A 13,713-nucleotide genomic window follows, 5' to 3' on the forward strand; every position below is an offset into this window, starting at 1 on the left:
ATGTTGGATGCCAATATTAAGCAGCAACTGAAAGCCTACATGGAAAAACTGCAGCAGCCGATAGAGCTGGTGGCAGCCTATGACGATAGCGATAAATCCCAGGAGTTACGGGAGCTGCTGGAAGAACTCGAGCCAATGTCCGAGAAGATCAGCCTGCGCACAGAAGAGTCGAACGATGTGCGTCGCCCGTCTTTCGCTATAAACCGCGTGGGTACAGACATGGGTGTTCGCTTTGCCGGTATTCCCATGGGCCACGAGTTTACCTCGCTGGTTTTGGCACTGTTGCAGGTGGGCGGCCACCCATCTAAGGCATCGCAGGATGTGATTGAGCAGATCCAGCAGCTAGATGGCGATTTTGAGTTTGAAACCTACTTTTCCCTGTCGTGCCAGAACTGCCCAGACGTAGTTCAGGCCTTTAACCTGATGAGCATTCTGAACCCGGGTGTTCGTCATACCGCCATTGATGGCGCCCTGTTCCAAGACGAAGTGGAAAAGCGCGAGATCATGTCGGTTCCGAGTGTTTACCTCAACGGTGAGCCTTGGGGTCAGGGTCGCATGACTCTGGAAGAAATTGTTTCTCGGCTGGATACCAAATCTGACGAGAAAGAAGCCGAGAAGATCGGCCTGAAAGACACCTTTGAGGTGCTGGTGATTGGTGGCGGCCCAGCTGGCTCTGCTGCTGCCATTTACGCGGCTCGTAAAGGTATTTCCACCGGCATCGCCGCCGATCGCTTCGGTGGTCAGGTCGTCGACACCATGGGGATTGAGAACCTGATCTCTGTGCCCTACACCGAAGGCCCGAAGCTGGTTGCAGCCATGGAGCAGCACGTTAAAGAGTACGACGTGGATATCATGAACATGCAGCACGCCGAGAAGCTGATCCCGGCTACCAAGCGCGGGATGCCCCATGAGATTCGCCTGGCTAATGGCGCATCCCTTAAGGCCCGCACAGTGGTGTTGTCTACCGGTGCTCGCTGGCGCCCGCTGGGTGTTCCAGGTGAGGTGGAATACCGCAACAAAGGCGTGGCTTACTGCCCGCACTGTGACGGCCCGCTTTTTAAAGGCAAGCATGTTGCCGTGATTGGTGGCGGTAACTCCGGCGTGGAAGCCGCGATCGATCTGGCCGGTCTTGTTAGTCATGTAACACTGATTGAGTTTGGCGACGAGATGCGAGCCGACGATGTGCTGCAGAAAAAGCTGCGCAGCCTAAAAAACATAGACATCATTACGTCTGGCCAGACTACCGAAGTACTTGGCGAGAACGGCCGGGTGAGTGGGCTAACCTACACCGATCGCAAGACCGGTGAAAATCACCAAGTAGCACTGGAAGGCGTATTCGTACAGATTGGTTTGGTGCCGAACACCGAATGGCTGAAAGGCGACATTGAGCTGAGCCAGCACGGTGAAATTATAATCAACGACCGCAACGAAACCTCGATTCCAGGCGTGTTTGCGGCCGGCGATGCCACCACAGTGCCGTTCAAGCAGATTGTGATTTCCATGGGTGAAGGCTCAAAAGCCGCACTGAGTGCTTTTGACTTCCTGATCCGCAACTCTGTGGAATAAGGGCGCTGGTAGGGCATATCAGTTCCCGGAAATATCCTGCACTAGGCTTCCCTTAACGGTTTCCGGTTCGCCAGCTACCGAAAATAGGTGTGGATAGGCGGCTTTTATTCCGGAAACAATGAAGTCGTGGGGAACATCGTCGAACATGCCGTGATCGTTCACGTATTCCATGTGCGCTTCCCCGGTTTCGGTGTATTCCTGGAAAATGGAATCGTTTACGCCGTCAAACTCCAAGGGCTCCACCTTCATCAACTCGCACAGCTGCTTGTTGAAAGCAGGGGTGGCCTTCACCCAGCGACCGTTCAGGTAAAGCTCTATAAAGCCGTGCATGCGAAAAATATCCGAGCGCAGCCACTCAATCAATTTGGGGCTTGAGAGGTGGTTGCGCACATCGGCAAGGCCCAGGCGGCTGGGAATGCCGATGGAACGTGCCGCCGCGCCGAGCAAAACTGCCTTGGGGATGCAATAGCTTTCGCCGGTTCTGAGCGCATAGCTGGCGCTGAAGCTCTCGGGTTCGGGGCGGAATACGTAGGGGTTGTAGCTCACGCCATCCCGGGCTGCCAGATACAGGGCTTTTGCCTGCTCCACCGGATCATCTGCCACGCCTTCAAGTTGGGCGGCAATCCAGGCTTTCAGTTCGGGCTGGTTGTAGTCAAAAAAAGCTGTGGGCTCGAGATAGCGTTTCATTGTTGTTGTACATCCGATGAGAGCATAGGTCTTCGATCATGTCTGATTAGCAAGCTACAGGCAAGGACGATAACCACCCCGATGAGTGCTTAAACAGATCATGCTATCGCTTGCCAAAGAAGGCGGGTCAGGAGCTCCGTACCAGCTCATAAGCACACATATTAACCGCCGACGCCAGGTTGAGGGACTCGATCTCGCCCTTGCCCTGGATGGTATAGGGCTTGGCCGCCAGCTGAGCCAGCGCGTCTCGCGGCACGCCCCGAGCTTCGTTGCCAAACAGGTAGCAGTCGTGCTGGCTGAACGGCTCGGCTGTCAGCGAGTCGCCGTTCAGGTCGAGGCAGGCAATGGAAGTGTAGCGGCTGCTCAGACTGGCGAGAGGTACGTCAGTTTCCAGTGGCACATGAAAAATAGCGCCCATGCTGGCGCGCACCACTTTCGGGTTGTAGGGGTCGACACTGCCGGGGCTCAGCAAGCAACGAAAACCGCCAAACCAAGCCAGGGTGCGCAATATCGTTCCGAGGTTGCCGGGGTCCTGCACTTCGTGCAGGTAAATGGTTTTTTCGCCAAGTTTTATTACTGGCTCAACGTTGTTCTCTGGCATGGGCACCACAGCCAGAATCCCCTGGGGCGTGCGGGTATCGGCAAGCTGGGCCATCTGGCGCTCGTTTACGTGATGGGTTTTGAACGGGCTTGCCCAATGCTCATACGCATCGGTTACATACAGTTCGGAGGCGTTCAGCCCCAGCTGGCGGCCCGCAGCTTTTTGCAGCTCCAGCACCAGATGTTCGCCTTCGACCAAATAGTGGCCCAGTGCCTGCCGGTATTTTTTCTGATGCAGCTTTTTGATGTCGTCCAGCTTCACAATGGCGTTCCGCTGGCGGCTTCCAGATCTTCCAGCATGGCTTGGGACAGCGCCTCGGCAACCTTGATGCCGTCTACACCGGCCGAGAGAATGCCGCCCGCATAGCCTGCACCTTCGCCTGCCGGATACAGGCCGCGGGTGTTCAAGCTCTGCAGGCTGGCGCGATCCCGGGTGATGCGCACCGGTGAGGAGGTGCGGGTTTCGATGCCGGTCAGGATCGCGTCATCCCGGTCGAAGCCCCGGATCTGCTTGCCAAAAGCCGGCAGGGCTTCGCGGATGGCTTCGATGGCATATTGAGGCAGGGCAGTGGCTAGATCGCCCAGCTTGATGCCGGGCTTGTACGAAGGCTCAACGTCGCCCAATTTGGTGGAGGGTTTACGTTTGATGAAATCCCCCACCAGCTGTGCGGGTGCGCAATAATCACTGCCGCCGAGCGTATAGGCCAGGGACTCCAGGGTCTCTTGCAGATCCACGCCGGCCAACGGGCCGCCCGGGAAATCTTGTTCTGGGTGCACGGCCACCACAATGCCGGCATTGGCGTTGCGCTCGTTGCGGGAATACTGGCTCATGCCGTTGGTGACGACCCGCCCCGGTTCTGAGGTTGCCGCTACTACCGTGCCCCCCGGGCACATGCAAAAACTGTAAACCGCGCGCCCGTTGCTGGCGTGGTACACCAGTTTGTAGTCTGCCGCCCCCAGGGCCGGATGACCGGCATATTTGCCCAAGCGAGCATTGTCGATTAGCGATTGCGGGTGCTCGATGCGAAAGCCGATGGCAAAGGGCTTGGCTTCAATAAACACATGGTTCCGATGGAGCATGCGGAAGGTATCCCGCGCGCTGTGACCGAGCGCAAGAACCACATACCGGCTGTTCAGGCGCTCGCCGCTGGCCAGTTCCACGCCTTCAATCCGGCCATCGCGGATGTGCAGGTCGGTGGCTTTGCTTTCAAAGCGGATCTCTCCGCCAAGGCGGGTGATTTCTTCACGCATGGTGGCCACCACGCCGGTAAGCCGGAAGGTGCCGATGTGTGGTTTGCTGACGTACAGGATCTCTTCGGGCGCACCGGCACGGATAAACTCATGCATTACCTTGCGACCGAAGAACTTCGGATCCTTGATCTGGCTGTATAGCTTGCCGTCTGAGAACAGCCCCGCGCCGCCTTCACCAAACTGAACGTTGGATTCCGGCGACAGCTGTTTTTTTCGCCACAGCGCCCAGGTGTCCTTGGTGCGGCGGCGCACGTCCTTGCCGCGCTCCAGCACAATCGGTCGGAACCCCTGCTGGGCGAGAATCAGGGCGGCAAATAGCCCGCAGGGGCCGAATCCGATCACAATTGGGCGTTCGGTGAGGCCAGTGGGCGCCTTCGCGACCGGGTAATAGGCGGTATCTGGCGTTGGCCGCAAGTGCTGGTCTTTTTCAAAACGGGCCAGAATGGCGTCTTCGTTTCGGGCGCTTAGATCAACGATGTAAACGAATTTGATTTCGGTGTTTTTTTTGCGGGCATCGTAGCTGCGCTTGAACACGGTGAAGTCCGACAGGTCGGCGTCGGTGATGCCCAGTCGCTCGAGGATAGCGGGCCGCAAGGCACTTTCGGGGTGGTCTAGCGGCAGCGCCAGTTCGGTAAGGCGGATCATAGTCAGTCCTGCCCGGCCCTCGCCGCCGATGGCGGGCTCGTTGTCGGGTATAAAGAAATCGGAGAATGTTGCGGGCATTGTACGTGCGCCTGTGCTGGATGTCAGGGTTTTGCCGGGAGGGCGTGCGACACGTATAATGAGCAATTGATGCCTTTCGTTTTGGCGTCTTTTTTGACGCCCTTTTTAAGAGTCCCTATGGCCCGATCCAAAAGCAGTAACCGCTGGCTTGAAGAGCACGTGAACGACCCCTTCGTGAAACAGGCGCAGGTAGACGGCTATCGCTCACGGGCCAGTTACAAACTTCTTGAAATCAACAAGAAGGATAGGCTGATTCAGCCCAACATGGTGGTAATGGATCTGGGCTCTGCACCGGGTGGCTGGTCGCAGGTGGCGGTTAACCTGGTTGGCCATAAGGGCAGGGTGCTGGCGTCTGACATACTGCCTATGGACGCCATCGCCGGAGTGGAGTTCGTTCAGGGCGACTTCACAGAGGATTCGGTGTTTGAAGAGATTATGGCGGCTCTTGGCGACAGCCCGGTAGATGTGATTATTTCCGATATGGCGCCGAATATCAGTGGGGTCACGGTATCCGATCAGGCATCTTCTATGTATCTGGTTGAGCTGGCGCTGGATATGGCCAGCCAAGTACTCAAACCTAAAGGCAGCTTTGTGGCCAAGGTATTTCAGGGCGAAGGTTACGAGGAGTATCTGAAAGCCGCCAGGGCCGTGTTCGACAAGGTAGTGGCGCGCAAGCCGGATTCCTCTCGCTCCCGCTCCAGGGAAGTTTATATTGTTGGCAAGGGTTTCAAGGGCTGAGCCCGCGACCGCGACCGCCTGTGCAAAAAAAGGGGCACCTGTAAAACTCAGGGCCCCGCAAAAGAACAAGGTTTAGCCTTTGATCAACTCTCGAGTAAAGGCCATAGCGTGCATCATGTGCTGATCATCCCGATGAAGTTTGGTCAGCAGGCTTGCGCCCAGCCAAAGCTGGTACAGGCTGGTGGCCAGCTGCCGGGCGTTTTGATCGCGCAATGCCCCCTCAGCAATAGCGGCTTCAACGCACAGAATAATGCTGTCGATAATTCGGTCAGTGCCATCCCTGAGCGTCAGACGCATAGCCTCTGATAAATCGGCCACCTCTGCGCTGAGCTTAACCACTAGGCAGTCCTTAAGGCCTGCAGGGCCGCAGTACTGTTGCTGCCAGTGCTGCCAGTAGCTCATCAGCCGATCCAGTGCTGGTTGGGTGTCATCGCTGAAGCGTGCCTCCAGGTTTTCCATGTAACTGACAAAGTAATCTTCCAGCACCGCTTCGCCAAAGCTCTCCTTGGATTTGAAGTAGTGATAGAAAGAACCTTTCGGCACGCCCGCCTGCTGCAGAATGTTGCTCAGCCCAACCGAGCTAAAGCCCCGTTCCGCGAGAATTTCGCGGCCCGTGTTTAGCAGGTGTTGGCAGGTGTCTTGATGTCGATTCATGGCGCAATGATAAAGACCATTAGACCGGTCGTCTAGTATTTTTTTATACCTTAGCTCTTATTTTCACCTTCAAAGCTCTCCATCGAAGCCCTGCATCACATTCACGGTATTCACGCCAATGGCGTCAACGTCGTAACCGCCCTCCATGGTGAACACCGTAGGCAGCCCGAGTTGTTCAATGCGCTTACCCATCGCCAAGTAGTCCGCCGATTTCAGTTTGAAGAATGAGATTGGATCTTCCTCAAAGGTATCGACACCCAGCGCAATAATCAGGGCGTTCGGTTTGAACGCTTCGATCCGCTGGCAAGCGGTTTCAAGCCCTTGGCTCCAGACGCTGTAGGGTGTTCCCGGAGGATAAACAATGTTGAGATTGAAGCCTTCACCTTCGCCCTCACCGGTTTCATCGTCAAAACCGAGGAAGTGGGGGAATACTAAGTCGGGATCCCCATGCAGGCTGATGGTTAGTACATCGTCGCGATCATAGAAGATGGCCTGAGTGCCGTTGCCGTGGTGGAAATCCACATCCAAAATCGCTACCCGCGGGTGTCCCTGATCACAAAATGCCTGTGCAGCAATGGCGGCATTGTTGAAGAAGCAGTAACCGCCGAATAGGTCGGCGTGAGCGTGGTGACCGGGCGGGCGACACAAGGCAAAGGCTGCGCGCTCGCCGTTGGCCACCAGCTTTTGTGCAGTCAGTGCCACGTTGGCGGAAGCGCAAGCCGCTTCCCAAGTGCCCTCGGAGATAGAGGTTTCGGCGGCAAAGCTGAAATAGCCAAGGCGACCGTCGATGTCTTTGGGCATCCTGGGCCGCATGCCACGGCCACACCATACTGCGGGGATGGCTTCTCCGGGTTTACCTTCAGCCACCCAATCCACCCAGCAGTGTTCCAGAAATTCTACGTAGCCTGGTTTGTGCACTCGTTTTACAGGTTCCAGGCCAAATTCCTCTGGTTCAAGCACGTCGCCCAGGGTTTGCGCTTTCACGCGCGCCAGAATGGTTTCTGCCCGGGACGGCCTTTCATGGGGTTCGATTAGAATGCCGCCATCGAGTTCGGTTTTGGCGGAGCGAAGGTTGTGCAACGGTGAGAAAACGGTTTTCATGGGGCGCATACCCGAGTCGGTTTGGTATCTGACTTTGCCATAGCGTTCGCGGCGGCTCAAACGAAACACATGATGTTTAAGCGGCGAGTTTTCGGCTATTGTCAGAGAGTGACATTATGCTAAAAAATAACTCACTAGTTTTCAGAAAAAGGATCGAATTATGGCAAACGACAGTTATCACGAGCCAGTAGGCGAACTGACGGATGACACTCGCGAAATGCACCGTGCTGTTAGCTCCCTGATGGAAGAGTTTGAAGCGGTAGACTGGTACAACCAGCGAGTGGATGCCTGTAAGGATCCTGAACTCAAAGCGATTCTTGAACACAATCGCGATGAGGAAAAAGAACACGCGGCTATGGTGTTGGAGTGGATTCGTCGCAAGGATCCCGTTATGGACAAGCACCTGCGGAAATTTCTGTTTACCGAAGGCTCGATTAGCGACCACGACTGACCCAAACAACAGCCTCCGAGATCCGGTAGGCCAATTTCTCGGCGTGCCTAGCTGCGTTATCTTGGTGTCCCATAGATACCTACAATAACGACAGTGAAAGTGAGAGACGGGTTATGAGCGAGCAGCATTTTGACGTGTTGATCATCGGGGCCGGGGTGTCCGGCATTGGTATGGCCTGCCATCTGACGCGGGAGTGCCCGGGCAAATCCTTCGCTATTCTCGAGCGCCGGCAATCGCTCGGCGGTACGTGGGATCTGTTCCGTTATCCGGGTATTCGCTCAGACTCCGACATGTTTACTTTTGGCTACAACTTCCGCCCATGGACGGGCGGCAAGGTGCTGGCAGATGGCGCCTCTATCAAAAATTATGTGCATGAAACCGCAAAGGAACACGACGTGGAGCGACACATTCGTTACGGCCTTGCGGTGCAAACGGCAGACTGGTTCAGCGTGGACAAGTGCTGGAAGCTGACGGCTGTAAATGAAGAGACTGGTAAGAAAGAAACCTATACCGCCAGTTTTCTAGTTGGCTGTACCGGCTACTACAACTATGACCAAGGCTATAAGCCGGATTTTCCCGGCGAAGCGAATTTCAAAGGCCAGGTTGTTCACCCGCAGCATTGGCCGGAAGATCTGGAATATACCGGTAAAAAGGTTGTGGTGATCGGCAGTGGCGCAACGGCGATTACACTGGTGCCGACGATGGCGGAGAAAGCCGGCCACGTAACCATGCTGCAACGTTCACCTACGTATCTGATGCCCCTGCCGTCAACGGATAAAGTAACGCTTTGCCTGCAGAAAGTGCTGCCCGCAAAGCTTGCCTATCGGATAACCCGGGCCCGTAATATCTGGATCTCCCGGTTCCTTTACCAGCGCTCCCGTAAGAGCCCAAAAATCATGCGCCGCTTGTTCCTTGGCATTATCAAACGCCAAGTGGGTGGCCAAACGGATATGCGCCACTTCACCCCAGACTATGATCCTTGGGATCAGCGCCTGTGTGTGGTGAAAGACGGCGATCTGTTTGATGCATTGAAGGTGGGCAGGGCGTCTATCGCAACCGATCATATTGAACGCTTCACCGAAACCGGCATTCGTCTGAAATCCGGTGAGCACCTAGATGCCGACATCATTATTCCGGCCACCGGCCTGGATGTTCAGATGCTTGGGGGTATCAAGCCGAAAGTGGACGGCCAAGAAGTGGTTCTGAAAGACAAAGTTGTCTACAAGAATGTGATGGTTGAAGGCGTACCCAATGCGGGCATGATCTTCGGTTATACCAATATCTCTTGGACTCTGAAAGCAGATATCGCCAGTGAATACATGTGCCGCCTGATCAACCACATGGATCAGCGTAAGATTCGTATGGCGGTTGCTAGGGACACCGAGAACAGCCTAGGTGAGGATACCGTATTAGGCTCACTAGACGCCGGCTATATCAAGCGCGCTGCGGATCGCCTTCCGCGACAGGGTACTCACGGGCCGTGGAAATCGTCCCAGAACTATCTGGAAGACGTAAAAATTCTGCGTTTTGATCCGATTGAAGACGGCTACATTGAGTTCGATGGCAAGAGGACTAACGCCCAGAGCCAACCGTCTCGGGGCTTTCTCAGGCCTCTGCGTTCGGCGCTGTTTGGCGCCTGAGTATTTATGGGCCGCAGCGATTGCTGCGCCCCATCACGCTTATTCCTTGCCTAGGTAAGCCGCTTGGATGCCTGCCCAGCTATCGTCTTCCGTCACCCTTAGAACCTCTTGCGAGATCTTCGCCCGAAGTGGGCTGCCATCTGGCAGCGCCAACGCGTACAACTGCTTTGCAAACACACCGGGAAGAATTGTCAGCTTCTTTTGGCCCAGTTGCAGGTTTCGATATTGCATCAGCGCACGGTCATACACGATGGCATCGGTTTCGCCGCTGACGACAGATTCCATGGCGGATGTCAGATTCGGGTAGGTCTGATAGCGGATATGTTCGTCCTCTAGGTAGCGCTGGCTCGCTGTATTGGAAATGGTTGCAACCATCTTGCCGGGGAGGTCATTTGTGCCTTGAATGCCGGCGCGCAGGTTGCTTACTGTCAAAGACGACGTAATGGTAGCTGTAAAGCTGGCCACCATAATCAAGCCGGCAAACATCCAGACTAGGCCAATTAAACGACCGGGAAGCGATACCGGTGCTTTGTCACCGTAGCCGACCGTGGTCATAGTCACTGCGGCCCACCAGAAGCTGGAACCAATACCTTCTGCTGCAGAGCCCCCGAACTGCTCCGGGTTCCGGCGCCGTTCAACCAGCCACAACAAGAAACCAACAACCAAAAGCAGAGCACCCAATGCAAGAACTGCGCTGAGGAACTGCCAGCTAACGAGCGCCTTCAGGCTGCTAAACAGGCTTTGCTCCGGCACTGGCGGTACAGCAATAGACAGGCCAGTCTGATAAAAGGGGTGGCTGAAATCGAACCGAGCTTCCCGGTCGGCTGTCATAGTCAGGGCGCCAACCGCGACATCGATCTCTCCGTTTTCAACGGCTTCGAGCAGCTCATTGAAGCTCATAGGAACCCATTCAAACTTCCGCTCCATGCCCTCAGCAATATCTTCCCAGCGGCCATCATTCGTTTCCATAACAAAAGGAGGAACGGTGGTGATGCCGACTTTTAGAGGCGACTCTTGGGCATGAACCTGGCTGGAAATACTCAGTGCGAGCAGAAAAACACAAGACAAAATTCGTGTAAGCATCACTGTGTGCGGCCCGTGGTCTAGGCTGCGCTCCTTGTTGGCGGTTTTGGTTAATAACTTAAGCATGTGATACACACGTAATAACACGTAGATGGATCAAAACGAACCCTCAATTGGCTGCCAGAGCCCTTCGCGTGGCCTGAGTGGTCTATTATGAGATTTACATTTCATAAAAAAGAACACACCCCATGAATGCTTTCAGGATTTTTGTCTTGCCCTTCATTTTATTGCTTTGTTCGGGCCTTGCTATGGCTGCAGACGGATTAATCGCGATTAAAAGCAATCATAGCGTAGCGTCTACAGCGGATAAACTTGAAGCTGTGTTGAGCGAAAAGGGTATGAAAGTCATGAACCGGATTAATCACGCGGCGGGAGCTAGATCAGCAGGTATGGAGCTGCGGCCAACCGAGCTTGTGATTTTCGGCAACCCCAAAGTCGGTACGCCTCTGATGCAATGTGCACAGAGTGTGGCAATGGATCTGCCTCAGAAAGCACTGATCTGGGAAGATGAAGATGGCCAGGTTTGGTTCGGCTATAACGATCCGGAGTATCTGAAGGCCAGACATGCAATTGAAGGCTGTGATGCTGTACTGGAAAAAGTGAGCGGTGCTTTAGCGGGTTTTGCCAAAACGGCAACTCACTAACAGATAAAAAAGTAGGAAGCAGCGGATACCCGGCGTAGCGCTGAACCCCTTGAATCTTCAGCATTGTCGCTTAGGATGTGCGCTCTTGCCGTCGATACGTTCCACTCTTGCCTAAATCGCCCTTATAGCTAATTGCTAAAACCTCTGTTACTATGCGCACATCCTGCCTCTAAGGATTCTGCAGTTCCCGGCTTACAGCCGCGTTGCGAACCATCCATACGACCTGTCAGAGGACGTCACCCCGATACCGGCGCGTGACCGTAGTCGTCTTTTATACCATGAATTTTCATGGCTTCTGTCCGCATTCGCCGAGAGTGGTGTTCGTGGAGGCAGAACAATCAAGAGTTAATCAACTATGAGTTTTTCTTCACTCGGTTTGTCCGAGCAGCTGGTCCGTGCAACCACCGACCAGGGTTATGAAATCCCGTCTGCCATTCAGCTTCAGGCCATTCCTGCCGTACTTTCTGGCAAGGACGTTATGGCGGCAGCCCAGACGGGCACAGGTAAAACAGCCGGCTTTACACTGCCAATATTGCAGCGCCTGGCTGAGAATCCCCGCAACGGTAAAGGTCCCCGCGTACTGATTTTGACGCCGACACGGGAGCTGGCCGCGCAGGTTCACGACAGCGTAAATCTTTACAGCAAATATGTTCCTACCAAAGCCGCTGTGGTTTTTGGCGGTGTAAAAATCAACCCGCAGATGATGAAATTGCGTAAGGGCGTAGACGTACTGGTTGCCACACCAGGCCGCCTGATGGATCTGTATCAGCAGAATGCTGTGCGTTTCAACGAAGTGGAAATCCTGGTGTTGGACGAAGCCGACCGTATGCTGGATATGGGCTTTATTCGCGACATCAAAAAAATCCTTGCGCTGTTGCCAGCCAAGCGTCAAAACCTGCTGTTTTCAGCAACCTTCTCGGGTGATATTCGCACTCTGGCTCAAGGCCTGCTGAACAACCCGGTGCAGATTGACGTGGCGGTCAGAAATGCCACCGCTGAGAGCGTGGAACAGTCGGTGTACAAAGTTGATCAGAGCCAAAAAACCGCATTGCTGAGCAAACTGGTACGCGATAACAAGTGGGAGCAGGTGCTAGTGTTTACTCGCACCAAACACGGTGCTAACCGTCTAACTCAGAAGCTTGAGAAAGACGGCATTACCGCAACAGCCATACACGGTAATAAATCCCAAGGTGCTCGCACCCGGGCTTTGGCCGATTTCAAACAAGGCCAAGTGCGGGTACTGGTTGCCACAGATATCGCGGCCCGTGGCCTAGATATCAAACAGCTGCCCCAGGTGGTTAACTTTGAACTGCCAAACGTGCCGGAAGACTACATACACCGCATCGGCCGAACTGGCCGTGCAGGCGAGAGCGGACATGCGCTTTCACTGGTAAGCGCCGATGAAGGCAAAATGCTTGCAGGCATTGAGCGGTTGATCAAAAAGCAGCTGCCGCGCAAAGAAGTGGAAGGTTTTGAGCCAAAGAACAACTTGCCGCTCAAACCCAAAGCCAAAGCGGACCCGAGCAAAGCTCGCAATCGCAGTGGTGGTAACGCCGGCGGAAATGGTCGACCAGGCGGCAATGCCCGCAGCTTTGGCGACAAGCCCGGTGGGCGCAGCGGTGGCCGCAGCCAGAATGGCAGTGGTCAGCGTGGGCGTTCAGGCCAGAGCCAGAGTGCCTGAAGCCTTATAGGGTTTATAGGTAACTGATTAAACAATGCGGAGCTTCGGTTCCGCATTGTTGTTTGTGGGTATCAGAACTTGTAGGTGACACCCACCATGTAGACCATCGGGTCGATTTCGACTTCGAACTTGTCAGCGTTAGTGACGAAGTTACCCGCGCCATCATAGACGCTTACGGTGGCGTCTGTGTTGATATCTGCCCACCAAACAGCGGCGTTAAGACCAAAGTTTTCGCTGAGCATGTAGTCGATACCAGCTTCAAAAGCCAGGCCTACGCTGTCGTCGAGATCCAACTCGGTTGTGGCTCCTGGGAGTGGCACCGTATTAGCTACCGCATTGTCTAATGTGCTGGTGGTCTTGGTTTCAAAAAACTTTGTGTAATTCACGCCCACGCCCACAAAAGGCTGCAGTGCAGAAGAACTGTGCATTGGGAAATACTGCAGTGTCAGCGTTGGTGGCAGATGCTTGGTTTCACCGAGCTTGCCTGCTGCTGCAAGATCTCCGGCACCACTGATGTTGTGTTTGAACGGAGTCGCACCCAGTAGGCCTACGCCCAGATTGCTTGTAAACATGTAGGTTGCGCGAAGTCCAAGCTGTGTATTGGAGTCCACTGCAACACGTGCGTCGGCTCCAAAGATTGGCGATCCAGCAACGTTAATGACGTCGCTCGAATCATCCGGCGCCACATGCACAGCACCGGCACGTAGAATAAAATCGCCAGCTTCAAAAGCCTGAGCAGCTGGTGCAACGGCCATAACGGCGGCTGCCATAACACTGAGTTTGAAAGTACGGGACATAACTATCTCCTTAACCTGAATCGTTGTTGAGCTCAGGTTAAAGGCCACAGAGATCGGAAACTTGATATAGCGCAATAATCGCGGTTGGATGATGTAG

General features: G+C 54.6%; 13 protein-coding genes. 6 read left to right on the top strand and 7 right to left on the bottom strand.

Translation table 11 applies throughout. From position 1 onward, the window contains the following. The gene (gene ahpF, locus CPH80_RS16095; RefSeq protein WP_096279370.1) at positions 1-1,566 is read left to right on the top strand and encodes an alkyl hydroperoxide reductase subunit F; all 1,566 of its coding nucleotides are present in this window, start codon (positions 1-3) and stop codon (positions 1,564-1,566) included. A gap of 18 nt (positions 1,567-1,584) precedes the next feature. Here the strand turns inward: ahpF and CPH80_RS16100 are convergent, their stop codons facing one another. The 3 genes from CPH80_RS16100 to CPH80_RS16110 form a co-directional block, all read right to left on the bottom strand. Then, complete coding sequence (locus tag CPH80_RS16100; RefSeq protein WP_096279372.1) at positions 1,585-2,253, bottom strand: transglutaminase-like domain-containing protein; 669 nt, start codon at positions 2,251-2,253, stop codon at positions 1,585-1,587. 127 nt (positions 2,254-2,380) lie between these two features. Then, the gene (locus CPH80_RS16105) at positions 2,381-3,115 is read right to left on the bottom strand and encodes a TrmH family RNA methyltransferase (protein WP_096279374.1); all 735 of its coding nucleotides are present in this window, start codon (positions 3,113-3,115) and stop codon (positions 2,381-2,383) included. Continuing rightward, positions 3,112-4,749 carry an NAD(P)/FAD-dependent oxidoreductase gene (locus tag CPH80_RS16110; protein WP_096281697.1) on the bottom strand — a complete coding sequence of 546 codons (1,638 nt, stop codon included), beginning with the start codon at positions 4,747-4,749 and terminating at the stop codon, positions 3,112-3,114. Before CPH80_RS16110 ends, CPH80_RS16105 begins: the two co-directional genes overlap by 4 nt. A gap of 195 nt (positions 4,750-4,944) precedes the next feature. Between CPH80_RS16110 and rlmE the strand changes: the two genes are divergently transcribed. Further along, positions 4,945-5,565 (top strand): 23S rRNA (uridine(2552)-2'-O)-methyltransferase RlmE, encoded by a 621-nt coding sequence (gene rlmE / locus CPH80_RS16115; RefSeq protein WP_096279376.1) that lies wholly within the window; start codon positions 4,945-4,947, stop codon positions 5,563-5,565. A gap of 72 nt (positions 5,566-5,637) precedes the next feature. On the opposite strand, the gene CPH80_RS16120 is transcribed toward rlmE, so the two are convergent. Both CPH80_RS16120 and CPH80_RS16125 read right to left on the bottom strand, forming a co-directional pair. Beyond that, entirely contained in the window at positions 5,638-6,219 is a 582-nt protein-coding gene (locus tag CPH80_RS16120) for a TetR/AcrR family transcriptional regulator (RefSeq protein ID WP_096279378.1), read from the bottom strand. Positions 6,220-6,288: 69 nt separating this feature from the next. Continuing rightward, positions 6,289-7,320: a histone deacetylase family protein gene (locus CPH80_RS16125; RefSeq protein ID WP_096281699.1), complete on the bottom strand. Its 1,032-nt coding sequence runs from the start codon at positions 7,318-7,320 to the stop codon at positions 6,289-6,291. Between the two features lie 160 nt (positions 7,321-7,480). Here CPH80_RS16125 and CPH80_RS16130 point away from each other — a divergent pair, with 160 nt between their 5' ends. Together CPH80_RS16130 and CPH80_RS16135 are read left to right on the top strand one after the other, a co-directional pair. Continuing rightward, the gene (locus CPH80_RS16130; RefSeq protein WP_096279380.1) at positions 7,481-7,771 is read left to right on the top strand and encodes an encapsulin-associated ferritin-like protein; all 291 of its coding nucleotides are present in this window, start codon (positions 7,481-7,483) and stop codon (positions 7,769-7,771) included. Between the two features lie 113 nt (positions 7,772-7,884). Further along, positions 7,885-9,411, top strand: coding sequence for a flavin-containing monooxygenase (locus CPH80_RS16135; RefSeq protein WP_096279382.1), 1,527 nt, complete (start codon positions 7,885-7,887; stop codon positions 9,409-9,411). Between the two features lie 39 nt (positions 9,412-9,450). Here the strand turns inward: CPH80_RS16135 and CPH80_RS16140 are convergent, their stop codons facing one another. After that, the gene (locus tag CPH80_RS16140; RefSeq protein WP_227520215.1) at positions 9,451-10,560 is read right to left on the bottom strand and encodes a transporter substrate-binding domain-containing protein; all 1,110 of its coding nucleotides are present in this window, start codon (positions 10,558-10,560) and stop codon (positions 9,451-9,453) included. 122 nt (positions 10,561-10,682) lie between these two features. On the opposite strand from CPH80_RS16140, the gene CPH80_RS16145 reads away from it, so the two are divergent. Both CPH80_RS16145 and CPH80_RS16150 read left to right on the top strand, forming a co-directional pair. Beyond that, positions 10,683-11,138, top strand: coding sequence for a DUF302 domain-containing protein (locus tag CPH80_RS16145; RefSeq protein ID WP_096279386.1), 456 nt, complete (start codon positions 10,683-10,685; stop codon positions 11,136-11,138). Positions 11,139-11,493: 355 nt separating this feature from the next. After that, positions 11,494-12,819 carry a DEAD/DEAH box helicase gene (locus CPH80_RS16150; RefSeq protein WP_096279388.1) on the top strand — a complete coding sequence of 442 codons (1,326 nt, stop codon included), beginning with the start codon at positions 11,494-11,496 and terminating at the stop codon, positions 12,817-12,819. A 71-nt stretch (positions 12,820-12,890) separates the two neighbouring features. On the opposite strand, the gene CPH80_RS16155 is transcribed toward CPH80_RS16150, so the two are convergent. Further along, a complete protein-coding gene (locus CPH80_RS16155; protein WP_096279390.1) occupies positions 12,891-13,616 on the bottom strand; it encodes an OmpW/AlkL family protein in 726 nt (241 codons plus the stop codon). Positions 13,617-13,713: the final 97 nt, after the last annotated feature.

The sequence above is a fragment of the Marinobacter sp. LV10R510-11A genome (assembly GCF_900215155.1).
Lineage (GTDB): Bacteria > Pseudomonadota > Gammaproteobacteria > Pseudomonadales > Oleiphilaceae > Marinobacter.

What these genes read in the sequence shown, in the direction of transcription:
- ahpF (WP_096279370.1), top strand. Translation starts at nt 1, where the DNA reads ATGTTGGATGCCAATATTAAGCAGCAACTGAAAGCCTACATGGAAAAA.
- CPH80_RS16100 (WP_096279372.1), bottom strand. Translation starts at nt 2,253, where the DNA reads ATGAAACGCTATCTCGAGCCCACAGCTTTTTTTGACTACAACCAGCCC.
- CPH80_RS16110 (WP_096281697.1), bottom strand. Translation starts at nt 4,749, where the DNA reads ATGATCCGCCTTACCGAACTGGCGCTGCCGCTAGACCACCCCGAAAGT.
- rlmE (WP_096279376.1), top strand. Translation starts at nt 4,945, where the DNA reads ATGGCCCGATCCAAAAGCAGTAACCGCTGGCTTGAAGAGCACGTGAAC.
- CPH80_RS16120 (WP_096279378.1), bottom strand. Translation starts at nt 6,219, where the DNA reads ATGAATCGACATCAAGACACCTGCCAACACCTGCTAAACACGGGCCGC.
- CPH80_RS16125 (WP_096281699.1), bottom strand. Translation starts at nt 7,320, where the DNA reads ATGAAAACCGTTTTCTCACCGTTGCACAACCTTCGCTCCGCCAAAACC.
- CPH80_RS16130 (WP_096279380.1), top strand. Translation starts at nt 7,481, where the DNA reads ATGGCAAACGACAGTTATCACGAGCCAGTAGGCGAACTGACGGATGAC.
- CPH80_RS16135 (WP_096279382.1), top strand. Translation starts at nt 7,885, where the DNA reads ATGAGCGAGCAGCATTTTGACGTGTTGATCATCGGGGCCGGGGTGTCC.
- CPH80_RS16140 (WP_227520215.1), bottom strand. Translation starts at nt 10,560, where the DNA reads ATGCTTAAGTTATTAACCAAAACCGCCAACAAGGAGCGCAGCCTAGAC.
- CPH80_RS16145 (WP_096279386.1), top strand. Translation starts at nt 10,683, where the DNA reads ATGAATGCTTTCAGGATTTTTGTCTTGCCCTTCATTTTATTGCTTTGT.
- CPH80_RS16150 (WP_096279388.1), top strand. Translation starts at nt 11,494, where the DNA reads ATGAGTTTTTCTTCACTCGGTTTGTCCGAGCAGCTGGTCCGTGCAACC.
- CPH80_RS16155 (WP_096279390.1), bottom strand. Translation starts at nt 13,616, where the DNA reads ATGTCCCGTACTTTCAAACTCAGTGTTATGGCAGCCGCCGTTATGGCC.